We start from the raw sequence: 21,280 nt of genomic DNA on the forward strand, positions 1-21,280 counted from the left end.
GAACGAACAAGGTGTCCGTATCCCAACCGACGGCGTCTGAACCGACGGCGGCGGCCGAACCGGCGTTGAGGGTCCGTGCACGGGCCGCTCCTTTCTACCGGCGCCGCTCGTTCCTGTGGCGATTCATTCCTGCGACGGCGCTCGCGATCGTCGGGATCGCCGCACTGATCGCGTCGGGCACGACAGCACTCCCGCTTCAGCGGCTTGTGACGCTCGTGGGTGTCGGCGGCTCCAAGATCCAGTACCTCGACGACCCCGTTGTGCGTGCCCAGCTCCTGCGTCACCACATGGCGGTGCGGCTGACCGCCCTCGGCTCCCGCGAGGCGGCGCGGGTGCCGCTCGACGGGGTCGACTTCGTCTTCCCGTCAGGTCAGCCCGCCGCGGAGCTGGTCGCAGAGCGCCGGGTCGCCGCCCAGCAGTACTCCTCTCCCCACCGGGTCTTCGTAAGTCCCATCGTGCTTGCCACCTACCGGGAGTACGCGGAGACGCTGCGCGCGGCGGGTGTCGCGAGGCCGCAGGCGAACCAGGACCCAGAGCACCCGTTCTACTACGACCTTGACCTCGATGAGTTCCTCGAGCTGGCACGCGCCGGCCAGTCTTGGGACGCGCTGGGCATCGGCGCTTGGGGTTTCACCAACGGCAACACCGTCCTCGCGCAGACCACCGATGTGTGTGCGGCGAACAGTGCGGCCACCTATCTCGGTCTGGTCGCTTACGTCATCCGCGGCGGCGTGCCGGTCTCGGTGCCCGACGCGGTCGATCTGGCGCACCAGATCAAGCCGCTGTTCCGCGAGCAGGGCCTGCCGACGCGCAATCCCGACGGGATCTACTTCATCCCTGAGGGGCGGGGGATCCTCCCGATCGTCGTGATCTATGAGCACCAGTACCTCGCCTACCAGCTGCAGCGCGTCGATGGAGGCGGCGAGCCGGACCAGGACCGCGTGCTGCTCTACCCGGATGTCGAGTTCCAGAGCGAGCCGACGGTGGTGGCGCTGAACGAGGATGCCCAGTCGCTGGCAGAACTCCTGGGCACGGACTCCGTGCTGCGCAGGCGGGCACTGGAACTCGGCTACCGCGTGCTCGACCCGCGCCTCGAGAACTCCAGCTCCGAGCTGCCGCGGTTCCTTGCCGAGCGTGGCGTGCCCGCGCCGGCGATCTCGACCAGCTACACGCGGGGCTTGTTGCCGGACGTGCCGATGCTGGAGGCGATGATCACAACCGTCGGCGACTGCCTGCCGATGCCGTGATGGTCCCGTCGATCCTGCGTGCCGTGGCCCTGCTCTTCGCGGCTCTCGCCGTGCTGTCAGGTTGCGTCGTGAGCCCGCAAGCTCCGCTCACGCTGCGGGTGCTGGCCACGCCCGACCTGGCCGACCTGGCGCCCCTACTCCCCGACCTCCGAGCGGACACCGGTGTCGACTTGCAGCTCGACATGGCCCAGGGTCTCGACGCGGTGGGCGCGCTCCAGCCCGGCGAGTACCGGCACGACGCGGCCTGGCTGTCGTCCGACCGCTACTTCCAGCTCGAGCTCACTGCATCGGGTTACACCGGGCCGCGGCCGCTGAGCACGTCGATAATGCTGTCGCCGGTGGTCGTCGGGATGAAGCGGGCCACGGCCGAGCGGTTGCGGGCCGCCGGGCCGATCTCGTGGGCCGACATCGCCGCGAGCGCGGCGGCGGGCGAGGTGCGGTTCGGCATGGCCGATCCGCGGCGCTCGGGCAGTGGGCTCGCCGCACTCGTCGGAGTTGCTACGGCAGCAGCTGACACAGGCCGCGCGCTGCAGTTGGAGGACCTCACCTGCGACCGCCTGCGCGGCTTTTTCACCGGGCACGCACTGCGTGCCGAGACGTCCGCCGCGCTCGTCGACGGATTCATGGCCCGCGAGGCTGACCTCGACGCGCTGGTAGCCCCCGAGTCGACGCTGTTGTCGCTCAACGCCAGCGGCCGGTTGGCGGAGCCGCTGGAGATCATTTATCCGGCGGACGGGATCATCCAGTCCGATTTCCCGCTCTTGCTGCTGAACCCGGCGCAGCGCGACGCGTACGACCGGGTCGTCGACTGGCTGCTGACGGAACCGGTGCAGCGGCGGATCATGGATCAGACCGCGCGACGACCGATCGACCCGAACGTTCCGCGCCCGCCGCAGCTGCCGGCGACAACGGGCAACGCACTGTACTTCCCGGATCGCCTGGAGGTCGTTGACGCGCTGCTTGCGGACTACGAGGCGATCGGCACCGATCCGCCTGCCCATGTGATCTTCGTGCTCGATTTCTCCGGCTCGATGCGCGGCAACCGGATCGCAGCGCTGCGTGCGGCGTTCGTCCAGCTGAGCGGGCAAGGCGAGGCGTCGTTCGTGCGGTTCCGCGCGGGGGAACGGATCACCGTGGTCCGCTTCGGCGGCGAGGTCATCGCAGAGCGCGAGTTCGCCGCCGACGACCCTGCCGAGCTGGCAGCACTGCGCGAGTTCGTCAACGTGGATTCCTTCGACGATCAAACGGCGGTCTGGAGCGCCGCCGAGCATGCGTACGGCATTGCGGCGCGTGTACTCGCCACGGACGCCGCCCGGCCCGTGTCGATCGTGCTGATGACCGACGGGATCAACAACGCTGGGCTCACCGCCGACGAGTTCCTGGCCCGCCTCGCTGTTGCGGGGCGGCCCCCAGCGCCGGTCTTCACCATCCGGTTCGCCGAGGCCGATGCGGCCGAGCTGGCAAGAGTCGCGACGGCCACCGGCGGCCGGTCGGTCGACGCCGACACCGACCTCACCACCGCATTCGAGGACCTCCGTGGCTGTCGTTGACGAATCCTGGCTGGCCGTATGGTGGCCGTGGTTGTTGGTGTGGGGCGCCACAGCGGCGCTGCTGGCGGCGTCGGTGGCCATCGTGTTCCGCTACCGGACCTACTACAGGTCCCCGCCCCGCCAGGACATCTGCATCTACCTCGACGCGCGCCTCGTCATGGACCTCTACCACCGGTACGGAGGCAAGTACGCAGCGGCGCTGAGCCGCCAGGTGGAGAAGAGGGTCAGCACGAGCCGGAGGTTCGCGGGATCGGCCAACCTCGACCCGCTGAGGGCAGACGCAGAGCGCGGTGTCACCAGCGAGGTCTTCGAGAGGTACGTGGTCAACGACTCGCCGATCTCGATCATCTCGATCGTCCTTGGGGTCCTGGACAACGCACACGACATCGTCGATGTGGACCTGATCAGCCAGGAGGTGGAGGCGAGTGACGCGTTGGACAAAGCATTCAATCGTCAGCCGCCGACTGAGCACGTCCGCCTCCAGCGGATCCACACCTTTCTATTGATCCAGGGCGAGTTCCGGGTCGTCGACCGGACCCCCGAGGCCGTCACGCTCAACGCGCCTTTCGGTGAGCCGGACGATCCCGCCCAGGGGCCACAGGTCCGAATCGTCTGTGCGGCGGCCGGCCTGCGCACGGACGACGTGTACTCCGGGACATTCCGGTGCCTCGGCCGGGTCGGGACATGGGACGCGGCGACAAAGACGCTGGAGGTGCGCCCTACCGCGGTGTTCCACTGACCACTCGCGCGAACTCGCGCACGCCCGGCGTGGTGCACTGCTCGCCGAAGCTCGAATGAGCTGGCGGGGGTGAGGATCTCGCGGGCACGTGCGTCGCGGGTCAGGGTTCGGTGAGGCCGGGGCGTACACGGGCCGAGGCCAGCCCGGTGCGGATCGGTGTCGAGATCACCGACGAAAGGCTTGGCCGCGCGCCCCTTTGCGCTTCCCGGCCCACGCCGGGTCGGGAGATGAGCACGCGCGCTCTTGAACCGATCGGCTGCGGCGGCCTGACTGCGCACTCAGGATGGCGCGTCAGTGAGGTTTGAGACTGAGTGACAAAGTGAGTGACAACGACAGCGATGCTGTCTGGTTGAAAATGGACGCCCACGGACGCCTCACCAGGGTGTTCGAGTCTCGTCGTAGCGGTCCGACGGCATTGTCGTATGCCTGGGGTCAAGGGGTCGCAGGTTCAAATCCTGTCGTCCCGACGGCACGATGGGCGGTTCCCTACGGGGGAGCCGCGCATCAGCGTTTCTACCTGCGGAAAGTCTGGGCTTGAGGGCTCGTACCCCGCCTGAGCCTGAAGCCGTGGGACGCAGGTTCTCGATCATGGTTTCTTGCTGGGTGACCATCGGAGTTCGCGGGGTGTCCACGCGGCGGGGTTGAGGCCGGCGGCGGCGATCACGTGGCGGAATGACCGGCGGACGTTGTGGGCGTCGAGCGCGGTGCCGTTGGCTGTGGCGATAACGAGCGCGTCTGGTGGTGGTGGGTGTGGCGAGTGGTTGCGGTGGCGGTGGAGTGCGTCGACACAGCGTTGTGGCATCGCGAGTCGTCGTATTTGACGGTCTTGGTGTCGCCGCCGGCGCGGATGGATCGGTAGACCGCGACCGAGGGGGGTATCGGCGGGCTGGCGTCCGAACGTCCGTCGAGGTCGACCTCGTGCCAGTGCAGCGCGCGCAGCTCTTCGGTTCGGGCGCGCGCCGGTCAGTAGCGACACCACAACGTATGCGTGTAGCGGGGAGCCCTCCGATGCGGCCAGTACTGATTCCGCTCGCTCGAAGGTCAGCGACTTCGACGGTCGTCCCTACTGTCCGGTAGGGACGTCGCACAGCGCCACCACGTTCCGCTTGACCCTTGTCGCGGGTCTCTACTCCTGGCTTGCAGGCCCAGCCTGCGGATTGCGGCTGACCGAGGAATGGCGGCGCTGACTTCGTGGCTCCCGCGGCGTCGGGTAGCCCGTTGCTGTACCTGCATCCCGGTTCCTCCCGTTAGCTCTGATTGAGGCGTGTGCAGCTGACCCACCTCCACGGTCCTGCCATGTCGGCGGATCCGCTCGCCGTGCGACCGTGCACGATGCGAGCGGATCCGGCCGTTGTGGGGAGCGGATCTCGATTGAAGGGTTGTGCTGGGTCCGGGGAACGGCGGTTACCACCAGGCTGACGAGGGCGCCGGCTCAGCCCTGACACCGCTCTGCTGGAGACTCGGCGATTGTGACGCGTCGGTGCGGTGACGCCCACGCCCAGCTCACCTCGCACCCACGAGTGCCCGGCTCTCACCTGTCCGGACCGCCTTGAGCAGCCGGTCGAGCACCTCCCGCTCGTCGCGGCGATCCATCAGTGATTCGACATTGCCCGAACCGGGCATCGAGGAGATCAATTCGGCAGCCGGTCGACCGCCGCCGGAAGGCCGTAGCTGTAGGCAGACCGACACTTTCACGACGCCGCTACCACTTCGCTGCGAAGCCGGGCCGGTGCTCTCCACCTCGATCTCGGCCACGTCGCCCACCCGCTGATCACGCCGTCGGTTATTCCGGTGAGCTGGACGGCCCTGGCTGACCGAAGTCGTCACGGAGTCTCGCCGGCGCCGTAGTTGACAGGGAGGCCCATCACCGTCGCAGGCCGCCCAGCAGAGTGCCCGTCGACCTGGTCGCGAATCTGCGGTGCCAAGTCCGCCGTCGTCCTCTCGTCCCCGTGCGACGCACTCTTCGCGATGGAGTTGCTCGGCGGGGTGGTATCGCTGATCGCCACGACTGCCGGGGTCACGAACGCGAGGACGGATAGCGTCACGTAGAACAGCACGGTCCAGATCGAGCAACGACGCATGGGGGCGGCGAGCGTACGTTCCAGCTCAGGGTCGCTTCTACTGATCGACTCCGAAATTCTGCTCAATCGAACGAATTCATCTTGGTTGAGAGCCATGAGCGCTTTGTCCCATCGTTGGAGTTGGTGTTGTTCAACCGGGCGACCCCGGCCTGGGAGGGTGTTCTGCGGCGCGAACGGCCGCAGCGGTCGGGTGCTCCTCGTTGAGCCCCGACCTGCAGCGGTATGAGTCGGTTGCTCAGGCGTGTGCGAGCGGCGTGACGAGGGGAAACTCGTTGTCGGTGTCGGCCAGGATGTTGAAGTAGTTCGTGAGGATGTTGAGTGCGAGGTTGCCGACGACCTCGGCGATCTCGGCGTCGGTCACTCCGGCGGCCCGGGCGGTCTCCAGTGCGGCGTCCTCGACGATGCCGCGTCCCCGAGCGATGGCGTCGGACAGGGCGAGCAGTGCCGCGACATGAGGGTCGGCGGAGTCGGCATGTCGCGCACGCTCGATCTCGTCGGGGTCGAGCTTGGCGACCTTCGAGCCGATGAAACTGTGCGCGGACAGGCAGTACTCGCAGTCGTTGTACTCGGCCGTGGCGAGAGCGAGTTGTTCGCGGACGGGCGCGGGGATCACCCCGGCGCTAAGGGCGCCCGACAGCGCGAGCCAGCCCCTGACCAGCGCCGGGCTGTGCGCCATCGTCTTGGCCATGTTCGGCACCGCCCCGAGCGCCTTCTTGACCTCGGCCAGCACCTCGGCGACAGGCTCGGTGGCGTCTGCGGGCTCGACCTTGGAAAGAGTGGACATGCTGATGGCCCCTTCTAGGCGAGAGCCTAACGGATGATCGTGCATCTATCCGTTAGTCACGTTGCCACGCGGGTCAACGGATGTCAAATGGATGTTGCCGCGCTAAACCATTAGGTTCCGTGCTAGCGTGGGCATATGCGACGCGCTGAGGTGCCCACCGGAGCGACGTTGCTCGACGAGCCGCTTCCGGTGGAGCTCATGAACACGCTGCGGGTCGACCGGAGTGACGTGCAGGACGCGCTCAGCGACGACGCCACAGTGACCGCCTGGCTACGCGCGATCGACGACCGCCTACGCTCCGAGACCGGCAGCCAGGACCCTGCTGACGTCGCCGCGGCGCCGGAGCCTGGGCTCGCCGAGCGGCTGCGCAGGTTGCGCGATGCTCTCCGCCGATTGGCCGCGGACGCGACCGGAGACCCGCGACCGCCGGTGACGTCCCCGGCTATGACCCGCGAGAGCGCGATCGACACGCTCAACACTCTCGCCGGGGCCGGGCCCGAACTGCGTTGGCCGGCGGGAGGAGACCCCGTCCCGGTTTTCCGGATGAACGGAACGACCGGCGACCTGGCTGTCGCGTTTATCGCCCACCAGGCCGTGGACCTCTTCACGGGTCCGCAACGTCGGCAACTGCGCGCATGCCTGGCCCCCGGCTGCCTCCTGTACTTCCTGAAGCAACACCCGCGCAGGGAGTGGTGCTCGCCGGCGTGCGGCAACCGCGCCCGTGTCGCCCGTCACTACCAGCGTCACCACAGCGACAGCCGGTCAACCGTCACTCGAAGGCCGTAGCCAGGCGGGCATTTTCACGACGCCGCTACCACTTCGTCGCGAAGCCGGCCGGGTGCCCTCCAGCCTCGATCTCGCCACCTGCTGATCACACTGTGTGTCACGCCTCAGACGGCATGACCGCAAGATCTGGCGCCGACGCGTCGATCTGGCCGAACCGTGACAGCCTGGCGCAATACGAGGTGCCCCGCGGCGGTCAGCCGAAACTCCGTCATGCCGCGGCAGCGGCGGCGGCTGCCGCTGACGCCAACCTCACCTCGGCCGCGTCGCAGCACCCGACGCCGCTGTGTGACACGTCGGCTACGCGTACGCCTCCCGGTATCTGGCCCGAAGCCTGGTGGCGATCGGCGCAGCGCCGACGGCGCTACACCAGCGCCGGATCGTTCCGCGGACCGCGGCCTACCGCGCCCTCGCGCCTCGCCCGCTCACCAGCGCGGTCGTCGCCGCCCACCTTGCTCCGGACGCGGACGCGCGGCGCGCAGGTGGGCTTATGTTGAGCCAGGCTACGGTCGGCGCCGCACCGGGCTACAGATCGCTGGCGAACCAGGCCGGAACGGACTGGCAGGAAGCTCACGCGCGAGTCCGGGACGACCGCTCCAACCAGACTATGACCAGTGATCATCTAGCCGGCCGACCGGTACCTAGATACAAGTCGGAGGCTCAGATGGAGGGGATCGCCTTCCTCGGACACGCTGCAGGCCCGATCCCGGAATCACCGAGTAGCCACCAGTCCTCTGGTGCCCCGTCGCAGCTGTGCCGTGGCAGAGGCATCAAGCGGGTACGCGGGGCGCTGACCTGCGCTCTTCCTTGAGTTCTGTGGGCTATTGCTGGTTACCCGTTCTCACCGCCTCACCCCGCCGCCCGGCTAGCTAAGATGGTCCTATACGCGGTCCGTGCCAACGCGCTCACCAGGACATGGGGAGAAGACGCAATGGCCGATGAACACTTCGACGCGATTGTGATAGGGACCAGCCAGGGCGGCCGGTTCCTCCCTGTCGAGATGGCGAAGGCGGGCCAGAAGGTGGCGCTTGTCGAGCGAGGCAGACTGGGCGGCGTCTGCGTCAATTCGGGGTGCACTCCGACCAAGACGATGGTGGCCAGCGCGCGCCTGGCCTATCAGGCGCGCCGCGGCGCGGAGTACGGCGTGCGTATTGGTCCGGTATCGGTGGATCTGGCGGCGGTGCGCGAGCGCAAGCGGGCCATGGTCGCCGGCGCGCGGCAGAACTACGCGAGCCGCCTGGCGCAGGACGGGCTTGACCTGATCGAAGGCGAGTCCCATTTCACGGGGCCGAAGACGGTCGAGATCGCTGTGACGGGCGGTGGGACGCGGCAGATCAGCGCGCCGGTGGTCGTCATCGACGCGGGCACCCGGCCCAAGCCGCTGGCGATCACCGGCGCGGGCGACGTTCCTGTGCTCGATTCAACGTCGATCATGGAGTTGGTCGACCTCCCGGAGCACCTGATCATCCTCGGCGGTGGCTACATCGGGCTGGAGTTCGGGCAGATGTTCCGCCGGTTCGGCAGTGAGGTCACCATCATCCAAAGCGCCGCGCGCCTGATGATGATCGAGGACGAGGACGTCTCGGACGAGGTCGCCGCTATCTTGCGCGATGACGGGATCACGGTCCTGACCTCGTCGATGCCGGTCCGGGTTGAGCCGGCCGACGGCGAGCGCCTGCGGCTGACCGTTCGCACGGAGGACGGTGAGCGACAGCTCGAAGGCACGCACCTGCTGTCGGCCATCGGCCGCATCCCGAATACGGAGGCACTCACCCCCGAGGCGGCCGGAATCCGCCTCAACGACCACGGCTTCATCGAGGTCGACGAGTACCTGGAAACCAGTGTCCCCGGCGTCTACGCGATGGGAGACGTCAAGGGCGGCCCAGCCTTCACCCACCTTTCCTACGACGACTACCGCATCCTGCACGCCAACCTCATCACGCACGAGAAGGCAAGCACGCGGGACCGGATCGTCCCGTACACCGTGTTCATCGACCCGCAGCTTGGCCGCGCCGGCATGACCGAGCGCGAGGCCAGGGCGCAGGGACGCGCGATCCGGGTGGCAAAGCTCCCGATGAGCGCCGTCATCCGGGCCATCGAGACCGGGGAGACGCGCGGCTTCATGAAGGCCGTCGTCGACGCTGACAGCGGGCAGATCCTGGGCTGCGCGGTCCTCGGCGGTGAAGGCGGCGAGGTCATGACCATGATCCAGGTCGCCATGCTGGGCAAGCTCACGTACTCCGCTATGGCGGATGCGATCTTCACACACCCGCTCCTTGCCGAAGGCCTCAACTCCCTCTTCGCGATGTTCGACGCCTGAAGACCTACGAACGCGAGCACGCGCTGGAGCCCATCGCAGCGAGAGCGGGCCGTGCAGTGGGGAGTTCGCCGCGGTCACCGCGGAGATCGGCCAGGTGCTCGACGCCGACCAGGCGGGTATGACCCGATACGACACGGGGTTCCGGGCCGCGCATGCGCTGCCCACATCGCTGTCGTCGTCGACGGTGCGGAAAGCCGGCGGCGGGAGGTCAGTGGGTCCGGTGCAGGCTGGACCCGTGCGTCAGGCGTCCGGCGTGTGGCCGCTGTGCATCACCTCGCCGCAGCAGTCGGCGAGTGCAATCGACCTCCCGCGCGATCGCGGCGAACACTCCCTGGCGGGGCGTCGGCGTCGCTCGGGGTCCGCTGAGCACGGTGGTCGTCGTCCAGCTGGCGGCTCCCCCCGCCGCAGGTATCCATGACCGCGCGCGCCCTAGGTTGGGGCTGCTGGTCTACGGCGATAGCCGCTGTCCGACGAGGATTGGCAACTGTTCAGCAGTATGCCGGCGAGCGCCTTGGCGACGGACAGGGCCCCGACCGGGAGGCGATGCGGGGGCGCTAGGGCCTGTCCTCAAAGCGGGTGTGGCCGTTCTGATTTGATCTTGGGCTTGTGGTGCGCAGGCACGAGCTCACTGATGAGCAGTGGCAGGTGATCGAGCCGTTGTTGCCGGTCTCGGGGGCGAGGGGTCGGCCGCGGGTGGATGACCGGCGGGTGATCAATGGGATGTTGTTCAAGGCCAAGACTGGGGTGGCGTGGCGGGATGTGCCCGAGCGGTACGGGCCGTGGAAGACCGTCTACAACCGGTTCTGGCGCTGGTCACGCAACGGCACCCTCACCGCGCTGGTGGTGCGGGTGCGGGTGATCGCCGAGGCGGTCGACGAGCTCGACCGTGAGGTCTCGGTGGACTCCAGCATCGTGCGCGCCCATCAGCATGCCGCCGGCGCCCGCAAGGCCATCACCACGCCGTCGTCCCCAGGGGGTGGACGGGTCCTGCCGCGGACACGGCGAGCCAGATGATCATGCTATCGGGCGGTCCCGGGGCGGACCCTCCACCAAGATCCATCTCGCCTGCGACGGCCACGGCCGCCCGTTGTCGGTGGTGTTGACCGGCGGCAACGTCAACGACACCACCCAGTTCGAGCAGGTCCTAGCCGGTGTCGAGTTCCGCCGCCCCGGCCCAGGTCGCCCGGCGACGCGTCCGGTTCGGGTGCTGGCGGACAAGGGCTACTCCAGCCGCGCCAACCGGGCATACCTGCGACGACGTGGGATCCGGGCGACCATCCCCGAGCGGCGTGACCAGCAAGCCCACCGGGCTCGCCGCGGCTCGGCGGGTGGGCGCCCACCCGCGTTCGACAAGGTTGCCTACAAGCGACGCAACGTGGTCGAACGCTGCTTCAACCAGTTCAAGCAGTACCGGGCCATCGCCACCCGCTACGACAAGACCGCCACCTCATACCAGGCCATGATCGACCTCGCGACCCTCCGCATGTGGCTTTGAGGACAGCTCCTAGTAGGAGATCTTACCTGACGCAGATACGCTCCAGTTTGATTTTCTATCCTGCCCGAATTCCATGATCGGGGAATCCGGGCACGGCAGGAGCAGTATGGAGCGCGCAAGGATTCCGTCTGGCGGACGAAAGTATTGACCCGATGGGCTTAGTTCCGAGCGGAACTTTCGCGCTCCCTGGTCAAACTCGCAGCCAACCTGCGACCGCGGAAGCAGCAACTCGGGGCGGCGGGCGGCCAACTGTTGTTACTTGCAACTCGAGAATCCCGATCACCGAATTGTGTCCAACGGGCTACTCGCTGAGATGCGCCCGGGGTCCGACGCCGAACCGCCGGCGACCTCTAGGCCCTTGGCCTGAAGCGCGCTGGCCAGAAGGGAAGTCTCAAGCCGGGGGTCCTTCGCCGGCGGCCGATGGGAGCAGCAGCTTGATGCATTGCGGCGAAAGCCGCTGCTCAGCTGGGCCGCACCCGTGTCCGGGCCTGTGCGCTCGGTCCGCGCGGGATCACGGCGAACCTTGTGTCCAGGCCGATAAGTGTCATGCTGGCGCGCCCGCTGCGGAGCTCGATCAGCCGCAGCGGTATTGCGCCGGCCGTCTCGAGGCGCCGTCTGATGTCGCGGTAGCCGTGGTCTTCCTCGCTGCGATGCGACTGGTTTCGTATGGGGGAGCATGTCGCGTTCAGCGGCGGGAACACGCTAATGTATAGCCGCGGCTCGCTCCGGCAGTCCGGGCTGAGTGGTGCCGGGCGCCGAGACTGCTGTGTGTTCGGGAGTGCTGTCTAGGCCCTCGGATGAGAATGACACCATTGCGGTCGCGTTTTGGGAGGGCGGCGACGGCGGCTTCCGGCACCGGCGTTGGATCTTGGGCGTTGAGTGATCAACGTGGAAACGGCGTCTTGATCGTGACGTCTGCCAGTGTCGCCGTTCTCGCAAGCATCACAAGCCGCTGCCGCTTCGGGACAGATCGTGCTCGTAGCCACCGTCCTCCGGTTGCGCGGAGATCCACAGGGAAACCGCCTGTGGTTGCGGGTTTCTGGCCTACGGAATGTGGGCTGCGGCACTGACCTGGTACGTCTCCTGCCACCGCAGGGAAGAGCCCAAGATCAGCTACAGAGGGGCGGTAGAGCCGTGGAGATGCAGGGCTACCCGCTGGAGTGCGTGACGCCCGAGGGCGAGCGGATGCTCGTTGTCGGCTGGGTCGAGATCGGAGGCACGCTGGGCGGTGGCGATCTGCCCGCGCCGTGCGTCGTGAGCCTTGACGGGACAGCGTCCTCGCTGCACTACGTCGAGGGCGACCTAAAGTTCCGGCTCCCAGAGAAGGACTAGACAGGATTCTGCGGCCGGGAGGCCTAGCGCCCGCACGGTCAGATGGCGATCGGCGACACCCCGAACGCGTTGATCACCTGACGGTGGTCGACACCGCTGCGGGACTACCGCCACGGGCGGCAGGAGCAGCTCGATCCGCGCCGCCGGGCGGCCAGCTCATTGTGCCCGCTATCCGCCGTGACGTTGACGCCAGGTTGGAATCATGTGAAGGAGACGCCTGCACGACGGGCATCCTCTGTGAGTGGGTGACCACAGAAGCTATGAATCCGACGGATCGATGCCGCGGTAGGCCTTCATCGGGTATAGCCAGGCCTTGCTGACCTATGGGGAGCAGGAGACCACGCGCTCGACCGGCACTCGGCCGGCGACGGCGACGGTGGCGGAGTGCAGCAGCTCGGCAACGCCAGGGCCGACGATGGCCCCGCCGCGCGGGTATCGATGGCCGATGTCAACCACCACCCGTGCCCTGCCTCGGTAGACGTAGCGTTGCGCCGTCGCGTGGCGCAGACGGCCGTCGCCGTCGCGTGGAGTAACGAGTTCCGCACGTCGGGCCAAACGCAGATACCGGTGGCAGAGATCCTCGCGTGCGCATGACATTCACCGTCCAACCTTCAGCAGCGAATACATGCCGTGAATCGGTGTCCCGCGGAACGTCTCGCCGGTGCCCTCGACGACTGCGACACCCGGGGGTGTCCACCGATTTGCCCGGATCGATCGGGGAGCGATGAAGTGACATCCGATCGCAAGGCGCGCTTGTACGGGCCTGTCAGCTTGTTCCGGTAGCGGGACGGGTGCTAGCAAACGCGGTAGGCCATCATCGATCGCCTACCTTGCGTCCATCCTCGGTCTCGGCATGCGCTACTCGTTCCGCCTGCTAGAGTCCGAGACACGTGTAGGCGGTTCTCTTTACAAGAGCTTTTCTACCGTGATCTTGATTTGTCGTCGTTCTCATGCGGTTCGCTTGAGGAGTGGGGACTGAGACGCTGTTGCTCCTTGGCGTGAGCATGCTTCGCGCGAATCATCGCAGGGTCGCATCTCACCCGGCTGACGCCTCGTGGCGGAGTCCAGATATGTGTCCTACGTTATCTCGACATCGATCAATTCCTTGTCGGCTGCTTCCGCGATCATTTCTGCCCATGTACTTTTCGCGCGACGGGGCATAGCGTTGTCGATCGCGCAACATCGTGGTCCGTTTCCTCTGAGTAGTACAGTGATACGGTGGGTAATTTGGGCTCAATGTCTGAGCGCAGGTGTCGGTTTGCGCAATTCATCGAAGAGACGTCATGCTTCCGCCTGACGCGGGAATGATGCTTCCGCTCATTGGCGGTGAGCCGAACGCTGCGGAAGCCGTCTCAAATGGCGATCGAACGCCATGGATACGGACATTTCGCCCGTGCTTTAGCGCGCCCGGGACCGTGATGACTGCGTAGCCTCACCGTCGGTGATGGGTTGCCGTGTGGTCGTGGGGACTGGCGTAGGCCGGAGCAATGGATTGTGGCATGACGCCGAACGTGCGCCGCGAAGGTCGGCATGACCGGTTGCGCGAATGCCCGCGGATCCGGCGAAGCGCGTACGAGGTCGGCGCGACGCAGCCATCGTCGTTCGTATCGCCACCGGCCTGCATCGGCCTGTGGCTGATGTACCTCACTTTCGCGACCACTCTCGACGTCGCCCTGCACTACGCGCCGCCTGGCGGCTGACCTGAGTCAGAAGGCCCTCCGCCCGGCTCGCAAGCTGCTTGAGGACGACTGTCGTCCAGGCTTCCAGGCGTGGGTCGACCGGCCTGCGCACGGCGCGTCGCCGAGGCGGCTGTCGGTGTTGGCTCCCGAATGAATCAGCCGGCGTAGGCCGGGGCGATCGATCGACCCTGGTGTGCGGTCACAGCCGCCGGTCGACGGCTTTAGTAGCCAGGGAAGAATGAGGTGAGCGTGTCGAGGCTGAGCTCGCCGCGAATGTCGAGGTGGTCGTGGGGCCGCCGGTTTGGGTCGAGGCGGCCGTAGACGAGCCGGACGAGCGCCTCGACCGGCCCGCGCACCTGCACGCTGCCGCTCTCGCCAGGGGTGAGGGCGACGCCGTCGGGCCTGATCTCGAGCCTTGAGGCGGGCGCGTAGTCGGTGGGCAGGAGGGCGACGTCGACTGGTGCGATCGCGCGTCGGACACCGGCGTCGTGGAATCGGCCGGCGATGAGGGCGAGCCGTGCCCAGAGGACGGCGGCCGTGTCTGCCTCGATAATGGCCTCCGGATCGAGGGCGACGGCGACGTCCCATGCGTGCATCGCGTGTTCGGAGAGGCGGTAGCCGGCGTACTCGGCGACGGTGAGCGGTCCGACGAAGTAGGGGACGCGGACGGTGCGCCGCTGGCTGGTGTCGAGCCCTTCGAGGATCTGAAGGTGCCGGGCGTCGTACTCGTGACGGCTGCGGTGCTGCTGGGCCGGATTCATCGCGTTCCAGCGGTCCCAGATGCCGGTCATGGTGTCGCGGTCCACGGTGTCGCCGGAGCCCTGCAGCGCGCGGCCCATGATGTGCCCGCCGATCTCGGCTCCGCTGCCGAGGTGGGAGAGCACCTCGGCCACCGTCCAGCCTGGGAGCTGGGTGGACGCGGTGACCGCGTCGTGGTCGAGGTCGGCGGTGAGGCGGTCGAGGTGGTCGTGCGAGGCGGCCAGCGTTGCGATCATGAAGTCCGGGTCGTCGAGGGCGATCGTCGTCGCGGGAACAGTCATCGGGAGCTCCGGTGGGGATCGGGGTCAGATGCTGGGGCAGTGGTGCACGGCGGCGTCGAGGTCGGCGTGGCGGGGCGAGGGCTGCGTCGACAGCCGGCGGGTCGGGCGTAGGTGGCGTAGAAGGGCAGCCCGACCAGGGCGATGCCGCCGGCAAGGTGAGCACAACCGCGGTGCGGCCCTCGGCGCGCAGGTCGGAGGGCGCGGCGCGGGTCCGCAGGATCGGCGCGGTCGGGTTGAGGTCGACCACGCGCGGATGTCGTCGACGGCGCAGTCCTCGAGCCGAGCGGCACGAACCTTGCTGGCGTTATTTCGTCAGCAGGTCGGGCTCGCCGGGCGTCAGCCTCGGCCACGATGCGTGAGACCGCCGGGCACGGTGGCGTCGAGGCGAGCACGTGTGCTGTGCCCCGGCTGCGGTGACACGGTCAGCGGTCTCCTGGAGCGGCACTTCGCGGCTGCCGACCAGCAGCGGCCGCAGATCCATGCGTGCTCCAGCGGGTTCGGCCCGCGGCTGGTCGGGTGGGCCGCGCCGTGCCGGGGCGCCGCTCCATCCGATTGCCGGGGCGGCAGAAAGATCAGGACTGCTGGTAGGCGAGGTCCGCGGCGGTCAGGCCTTCCAGGGCCATGCCGTAGGGGACGGCCTCGACGAGGCGGCGCAGCAGCCGCTGGTTGAGGGTCTGCTTTTGCAGGGAGCGGTACAGCGCTGGCTTGGCGGCGAGGGTGCGGGCGACCTCCAGGCCACGCGCGTAGGCCCGCTCGTGTGGGACGACCTCGTTGACCACGCCCCACTGCTGGGCAGTGGCGGCGTCGATGGTCTCGCCGGTCCAGAGCAGCCACTTCGTCCGCGCGGTGCCGACGGCCTCTTCCCAGACGACCTGCAGCCCGTCGCCTGCGGTGATGCCGAAGGTGGGGTGGGGGAAGTCGCCGTAGGTCGCCCGCTCGGACGCGATGTGGATGTCGGTGAGCAGCAGGTACTCCGAGTGCACCGTGGCGGGTCCGTTGGCCACGCCGACGACGGGCATCGGCAGCCCCAGCAGCCGCTGGAGCAGCTCGGTGCCCTCGCGGCGGATCTTCTCCCAGTGCGCGGGCTTGAAGATCTCTCCGAGGCTGTGGCCGTCGATCGAGTCCATGAACGCGTCCCCGGTGCCGGTGATCACCAGGGCCTTGTTGTCGGCGTCGTGGGCGATCTCCTCCAGCGCCTTTGGGAGGTCCTCGTGGGTGCCGCCGGTGAAGGTGATCGGGCCGTTGTTGGTGTGGAACCGCATGGTCAGCACGCCGTCGGCGGTGCGCTCGAACGCGAGCTCCGCGTAGCGGTCGAAGTAAGCGGGGGACATATCAGCTCCTTTCAGACAGACAGGTCTGCACGCTGAACGTAGGTGGCGAAGGCTGCTGGTGGGGTGGTTCGCCGCCCTTGGCTACCGGGGCTGCCGTTCATCAACGCCAGTGCCGAGTGCGGCATCGGTGGGCTGGTGGGCGCTGTGTTCATCCGGCACTACGTCTGTGTCCGGATGTTGTTCGCGGCTCTCCTCCGGGAGGCCGGGCACGACGATGTCGACGCGCCGACCCGCCGGCTGTGCCTGGGCTACGACGGGGCGATGGTCGGAGCGCAGCTCGACGGGACCCCGCAGGCCGCACTGGACGCGCGCATCGCGGGGCAGCGGTGGCCGCGCTGCAGCGTCGGCCGTTCGACTCGAGGCCGTCGCTGCGGCGCGTCATGCGGCATGCCGCCGCGGCCCCGGGGACGAAGGGCCCTGGCTCAGCTCGCCTGCGGCAGGATCCTGCGGTCGATCAGCGCCTGGAACGCGTCCCGGAAGCTGTTCTGGGTGTGCATGGTCTCGGTGAACCCGGCCTGGCGGAGCTTGACCGTGCTGACGAAGGCGCGTGGACCTTCGGGGGCCCCGTAGGCAAAGCAGAAATCGGCATGGTGGTCCGCGGTGCCCACCACCTCCTCGAGGCTCAGCGGCGCGAGCCCGTACCGGGCGACGATCTTGTCCCACAGCGCGGTCCGCTGCCGCAGGTAGGTCACCATGCTCGCGGGCTCGTCCGGCCCGACCTGCACGCCGAGGACCTCGGCGAACGACGGCCACAGGTTGCGCCACTCGAACACGTCACCGTTGGTGACGTTGAAGATCTGACCGTCGGCCTGTGGCGCGGTGGCCGCCCACTCCAGGGCGTCGGCGACGATGCGCGCGTCAACCGCCTCCCACACGAAGGACGGCCCGCCGGGGAAGCTGAACGGAAGTCCCTCTTCGCGGCGGATGGCGGCGTAGGCGCCGATGGCGGCGACCACGTTCAGGGTCACGCCGTGATTGCGGCCAATGATCAGCTGCGGGCGCAGGATGGTGTACGAGAGCCCTCGCTCGGCCGCCTTCGCCTTGACGTAGTCCTCCTGCAGGAAGAACGCGTTCTCATGGTCGTCGCGGGGCGCGTCCTCTCGGGCCGGGATCGGGATCGGATGCAGGTGTACGCCGTAGGCCTTGGTGCCCTGCAGGATGCTCACGTGGCGCAGCCCGCCGCTGTCGAGGAGCGGCTCGACGACGTTGCGCAGCATGGCCTCGTTGATCTCCATCTGGTCGCGTTCGTTCCAGCCGGCGACCAGATCCGCCTTCTCGTGCGAGGCCGTGTACGCCAGGTGGGATACCTCGGACAGTCCGGCGAACGCTTGCCGGGACGCCGCTTCGTCCCGAAGGTCTACGGCGAGATGCCGAAAGGGCATGTCACTCGCGACGTCGGGCCGACGCCGCGACACCGCCACCACCTCCCAACCCTTGCGGAGGAAGGTCTCCACCGCGGCGGTGCCCACCAGTCCGCTCGCACCGGTGATCAGAACTGTGTTCTTCACGTATTACTCCTCATTGCAACTTGGCGCACGACTGACCGATTCAGCAGGTCCGTAGCCCGACGGACGGCAACTGGCAGACGCATCAGCGACCTGCTCCAACCCGACTGAACTGGTTGACGTGTCTACCGGAAGCTAGCCGCCGTGCGGATGACTTGTCAACCAAAAGGGATGCCGGCGATCCCGTCTGTACGTCCTCAGGGCTGGATGATGTGTCAACCGTTTGGTGATACGGTTGCAAGGTGGCGGAACCCCGGTGGCTCGACGAGCAGGAGCGGCACTCGTGGCTCTCGTTCCTGGTGATGCACGCCAAGCTCACCGCTGAGCTGCACCGGCAGCTGCGTGCGGACCACGGGTTGTCGTTGGCCGATTTCGATGTTCTGGCTCAGCTCACCGAGGCGCCCGAGGGCACGGTGCGGGCGCTGGAGCTCGGGCGTTCGTTGCAGTGGGAGAAGAGCCGCCTGTCGCACCACCTCAAGCGCATGGAGCAGCGCGGGCTGATACGCCGGGAGGATTGTCTTGAGGATTCTCGCGGCGCCATGGTGGTGGCCACCGACCTTGGTCGGCAAACGATCGAGCAGGCAGCCCCCGGTCATGTCGAAACCGTCCGCGACCTGGTCTTCGACCAGCTCACTAAACGCGAAGTCGAGACCCTGGGCCGAATCGCCGACAAGGTGCTCGCCCGCCTGCCACAAACGAAACCTTCCCGCAGAAGATCCAGCTGATCAGGGTCGGGACCCGACACCAGGCACAGATGCCTCGTCGCTGTGGTCTTGTCATCACCCGCGTCACCCACCTCGCGATCAGCAATGCGCTCCCGCTCCAGTCGGCCTGACCGCGCGATCCCCGCTCGCACCCGCCCAGGCGAAGCTGCGGCTCATCGGGTAGCTGTTCAGGCGCAGCCGACGTGGAAGAAGTCCACGGCCAGCATGGTCGAGGCTTGTGCACGCAGGAACCGTCGCCATGACGTGTCGGCGGACCGCAGTGGTGCCGGCGGTATCCGCCGAAGCTTAAGAATCGAACGAACGCTGCGATACGCCACGGTCGAGGGGTCGGTCACCCGCACGGAGCCGGGCACCGATGAGCATCTCTTGGAGATGGGCAGGCGCTACCTGCCAGCCGAATGCCGCCAGGGTGGCTTCGAGGTCGGCGGCCTCCATGCCGGCGCCGGCGTTGTCGAGGGCGGCGATGGCGTCGCGGCGGCCGGGTTGTAGCCAGGCGACGACGTCGCGCAGGGTGCCGCCGCTGATCGCGGCGGCGAGCAGGGTGGCGGTGAGGACTTGTTCTCCGGCGGCGTGGAAGAACGGGTCACGTCGGTCGCCGCCGATGGTGGCGATGAAGGGCGGACCCGATTGCGCCGAGGAGTAGCAGTGGTGCCGTTGCCTCCCGGACTAGCCCGGGTGTCAAGTCTGCTCTTTGCGGCGGAAGGCGCGGTCGTTGTTGTGCAGGGCGAGCTCGGTCGGTGCCAGGGTGAGCGCGACTGGTAGCCCGACGTTGTCCCGATTTGATCAGGTACTTGCCTCGCCCGGGCTGGATGCGACCGGCATGAAAGCGCAGGACGGATCCAGGGCACGGCTCAACCAGTTCGTGGCGTCGGGTGTCCTGGCGGCGGGGTGGTGTGGCGCAGCACGGGCATGTCTGAGGGGCTCTGACCGAACGGGTGCCGCGACCGATGGTGGTCCCGCCGAATGGCGCTTGCCAGCCACGTCCCGAGCCTCCTCGCACGGTCAGCTAGGGAGGACGACCGATCGGAGAGGGCGCCGCGGTGTCATGGGCAGGTCCGCGCTGCCAGCTGCGGGCCACCCGACGCGGATCACCAGCTGGGGGTGTTCGGGGATGCCCAGCACGTCTGTTTGCAGGTGATGTCGACTGGCGGCGATCTCGAGTGCCTGGCTCAGGGGAGTGGTGGCCAGCCCTATGCGGGTGGCTTCCAGCAGCACCGCGCTTGCAGCTTCGCCTGCCTTCAGTTGGTCCAGAACGTCGTCGCCCGGAGTCGCGAGAACCAGGAAGTCGGCGGCGTCGTCGTCTGGCGATCGTCCTGGCGGTAGTGGGGGTTGAGCGAGTGCGGGTCGCCCGAAGTGGCTCAACCCCGTTGCCTTCGTGGCGCCGATCGGTCGCGGAGGGACGCTGGTCGCTGGGACGCCGTCATGGCTTCCGGGCAGGCGGTGGGTCCAAATGCGCAACTCGGCCGCGTAGCCTGGCTCTTGGTACTGCAGCTCGGTCGCCTCGCTCAGCGCCATCATGAGCTTCTCCCGAACGCCGGGATCGGTCAGCACGAGTTCGGCCCCGGCCCGCCGAGCGTGTTTCTGCAGTGATTGCAGGAGCTCTCGGGGGACTGGCCGATGGCTCATCCGGCGCCGATCGGTGTGTCGGCTTGTAATGGCGGGATATAGCGAGGCTGCGATCAAGTCGGGCTGCGCGTCATCCTCGACGGTGACGGTGGCGAGGTGATTGCGATTCTCGGGATCGGGGAGGCGCCGGACGCGTACGCCGCGGCCGCGGGCGGCGAGCGCTGCCTGCAGGTGGTGCAGGGCCGCCCCGCAGCTCAGGACGAGATCGCGACGGTCGGGGTCGGTGATGTCCAGGTAGCGGTCCTCGTCGGCGTGCAGTTCTACCTCGTCGGGTCGGATTCGCCACTTCCAGGGCTGGGTGTTGCGCACCGACGGTGCGTTCAGGGCGTCCTCGACGGCCTTTGTCAGCTCGCAATCGCTTGTCATCGCCGCCTCCAGGTGCTGGGACTCGTCACGAGAATCCGCTCCGGAAGGCGTTCCCGGCGAGTGCCGCTCGTTTCCTGGTGGGTGGCCGTTGGTCCCTGAGGTTCACGCCGGGTGTCGCCGGTGGCATCGGGCTCGCTCAGCAGAAACCGCGCTGTCTTGAGCTTGCCGTCGGCGCCCACAGCGAAGCTGGGGACCGAGTTGTCGCCGCCGTTCGTGGTGAGGAGGAACCGCCGATCCGCGCTGAGGATGACGCTGCCCGCTCCCTCAAACGCGTTCGGCGCGCTCGCATGGTCACTAATCGGCTTGTACGGACCCGACCCGGAGCCGCCCGTGAGCACGCGCTCCACCTCGGTGACCCGGCCGCCCGCCGACCGCGCACCATCAACGATGGCGTTCCTGGCCTCGTTCGTCTGCATGTAGCGGTGGACGCTTTGCGCCGCGTCTGCGCGCGTGACCTGCGTCACGGTGGATTCTTCGTTCGACATGTCCGTCTCTCTCGGGATCGTTCGTCGTATTCGTGTTGCCGCCAGCGTGCTCCGGCCGGTTGCCACGCCGGGGGAGACGCCGAATATGACATTCCCGCAGGCACTGCGGGGCAGCCTGCCGCCGAATATCAAGCCCGCTCCTGCGGCTCATCGCTGGGCCGACGGAGACGTTCTCCAAGAGCCCGGAGCGAT

Annotated in this window: 18 protein-coding genes; 10 read left to right on the forward strand and 8 right to left on the reverse strand. The window is 67.8% G+C overall.

Annotated features, from left to right (window positions below):
- Window positions 1-65: 65 nt before the first annotated feature.
- The 3 genes from ACQPZQ_RS15730 to ACQPZQ_RS15740 are packed head-to-tail and all read left to right on the forward strand — an operon-like array spanning window position 66 to window position 3,536.
- Window positions 66-1,247 carry a hypothetical protein gene (locus ACQPZQ_RS15730; protein WP_433296295.1) on the forward strand — a complete coding sequence of 394 codons (1,182 nt, stop codon included), beginning with the start codon at window positions 66-68 and terminating at the stop codon, window positions 1,245-1,247.
- Window positions 1,247-2,797, forward strand: coding sequence for a substrate-binding domain-containing protein (locus ACQPZQ_RS15735; protein WP_433296297.1), 1,551 nt, complete (start codon window positions 1,247-1,249; stop codon window positions 2,795-2,797). The genes ACQPZQ_RS15730 and ACQPZQ_RS15735 overlap by 1 nt, the downstream gene beginning before the upstream one ends.
- Window positions 2,784-3,536 carry a hypothetical protein gene (locus ACQPZQ_RS15740; protein WP_433296299.1) on the forward strand — a complete coding sequence of 251 codons (753 nt, stop codon included), beginning with the start codon at window positions 2,784-2,786 and terminating at the stop codon, window positions 3,534-3,536. The genes ACQPZQ_RS15735 and ACQPZQ_RS15740 overlap by 14 nt, the downstream gene beginning before the upstream one ends.
- 1,503 nt (window positions 3,537-5,039) lie before the next feature.
- Here the strand turns inward: ACQPZQ_RS15740 and ACQPZQ_RS15745 are convergent.
- The 3 genes from ACQPZQ_RS15745 to ACQPZQ_RS15755 form a co-directional block, all read right to left on the reverse strand.
- Window positions 5,040-5,291, reverse strand: coding sequence for a hypothetical protein (locus ACQPZQ_RS15745; RefSeq protein WP_433296301.1), 252 nt, complete (start codon window positions 5,289-5,291; stop codon window positions 5,040-5,042).
- A gap of 68 nt (window positions 5,292-5,359) precedes the next feature.
- Window positions 5,360-5,713, reverse strand: coding sequence for a hypothetical protein (locus tag ACQPZQ_RS15750; protein WP_433296303.1), 354 nt, complete (start codon window positions 5,711-5,713; stop codon window positions 5,360-5,362).
- Window positions 5,714-5,852: 139 nt separating this feature from the next.
- Window positions 5,853-6,401 carry a carboxymuconolactone decarboxylase family protein gene (locus ACQPZQ_RS15755; protein ID WP_433296305.1) on the reverse strand — a complete coding sequence of 183 codons (549 nt, stop codon included), beginning with the start codon at window positions 6,399-6,401 and terminating at the stop codon, window positions 5,853-5,855.
- 135 nt (window positions 6,402-6,536) lie between these two features.
- On the opposite strand from ACQPZQ_RS15755, the gene ACQPZQ_RS15760 reads away from it, so the two are divergent.
- From ACQPZQ_RS15760 to ACQPZQ_RS15780, 5 genes are all read left to right on the forward strand, one after another.
- Entirely contained in the window at window positions 6,537-7,187 is a 651-nt protein-coding gene (locus ACQPZQ_RS15760) for a CGNR zinc finger domain-containing protein (RefSeq protein WP_433296307.1), read from the forward strand.
- 928 nt (window positions 7,188-8,115) lie between these two features.
- Window positions 8,116-9,504 (forward strand): mercuric reductase, encoded by a 1,389-nt coding sequence (locus ACQPZQ_RS15765; protein WP_433296309.1) that lies wholly within the window; start codon window positions 8,116-8,118, stop codon window positions 9,502-9,504.
- Between the two features lie 609 nt (window positions 9,505-10,113).
- A protein-coding gene (locus ACQPZQ_RS15770; protein ID WP_433299213.1) for an IS5 family transposase occupies window positions 10,114-10,999 on the forward strand; the annotation gives its coding sequence in 2 pieces (ribosomal slippage) (window positions 10,114-10,500 and window positions 10,502-10,999; 885 coding nt in all).
- Window positions 11,000-12,133: 1,134 nt separating this feature from the next.
- A complete protein-coding gene (locus tag ACQPZQ_RS15775; RefSeq protein ID WP_433296312.1) occupies window positions 12,134-12,331 on the forward strand; it encodes a hypothetical protein in 198 nt (65 codons plus the stop codon).
- 1,499 nt (window positions 12,332-13,830) lie between these two features.
- Window positions 13,831-14,031, forward strand: coding sequence for a hypothetical protein (locus ACQPZQ_RS15780; RefSeq protein ID WP_433296314.1), 201 nt, complete (start codon window positions 13,831-13,833; stop codon window positions 14,029-14,031).
- 200 nt (window positions 14,032-14,231) lie between these two features.
- On the opposite strand, the gene ACQPZQ_RS15785 is transcribed toward ACQPZQ_RS15780, so the two are convergent.
- The 3 genes from ACQPZQ_RS15785 to ACQPZQ_RS15795 form a co-directional block, all read right to left on the reverse strand.
- Window positions 14,232-15,050 (reverse strand): maleylpyruvate isomerase family mycothiol-dependent enzyme, encoded by an 819-nt coding sequence (locus tag ACQPZQ_RS15785; protein ID WP_433296316.1) that lies wholly within the window; start codon window positions 15,048-15,050, stop codon window positions 14,232-14,234.
- A 572-nt stretch (window positions 15,051-15,622) separates the two neighbouring features.
- Window positions 15,623-16,381 carry an enoyl-CoA hydratase/isomerase family protein gene (locus tag ACQPZQ_RS15790; protein ID WP_433296319.1) on the reverse strand — a complete coding sequence of 253 codons (759 nt, stop codon included), beginning with the start codon at window positions 16,379-16,381 and terminating at the stop codon, window positions 15,623-15,625.
- 422 nt (window positions 16,382-16,803) lie between these two features.
- On the reverse strand, window positions 16,804-17,889 hold the full coding sequence (locus ACQPZQ_RS15795; protein WP_433296322.1) for an SDR family oxidoreductase: 1,086 nt from the start codon (window positions 17,887-17,889) through the stop codon (window positions 16,804-16,806).
- A gap of 239 nt (window positions 17,890-18,128) precedes the next feature.
- Here ACQPZQ_RS15795 and ACQPZQ_RS15800 point away from each other — a divergent pair, with 239 nt between their 5' ends.
- A complete protein-coding gene (locus ACQPZQ_RS15800; protein ID WP_433296325.1) occupies window positions 18,129-18,611 on the forward strand; it encodes a MarR family winged helix-turn-helix transcriptional regulator in 483 nt (160 codons plus the stop codon).
- Window positions 18,612-18,854: 243 nt separating this feature from the next.
- Window positions 18,855-19,100 carry a hypothetical protein gene (locus ACQPZQ_RS15805; RefSeq protein WP_433296327.1) on the forward strand — a complete coding sequence of 82 codons (246 nt, stop codon included), beginning with the start codon at window positions 18,855-18,857 and terminating at the stop codon, window positions 19,098-19,100.
- A gap of 513 nt (window positions 19,101-19,613) precedes the next feature.
- Here ACQPZQ_RS15805 and ACQPZQ_RS15810 read toward each other — a convergent pair.
- Together ACQPZQ_RS15810 and ACQPZQ_RS15815 are read right to left on the reverse strand one after the other, a co-directional pair.
- Window positions 19,614-20,603 (reverse strand): Acg family FMN-binding oxidoreductase, encoded by a 990-nt coding sequence (locus ACQPZQ_RS15810; RefSeq protein WP_433296329.1) that lies wholly within the window; start codon window positions 20,601-20,603, stop codon window positions 19,614-19,616.
- Entirely contained in the window at window positions 20,600-21,220 is a 621-nt protein-coding gene (locus ACQPZQ_RS15815; RefSeq protein WP_433296331.1) for a hypothetical protein, read from the reverse strand. The genes ACQPZQ_RS15810 and ACQPZQ_RS15815 overlap by 4 nt, the downstream gene beginning before the upstream one ends.
- Window positions 21,221-21,280: the final 60 nt, after the last annotated feature.

This window comes from Pseudonocardia sp. CA-142604 (genome assembly GCF_050948475.1).
Lineage (GTDB): Bacteria > Actinomycetota > Actinomycetes > Mycobacteriales > Pseudonocardiaceae > Pseudonocardia > Pseudonocardia alaniniphila.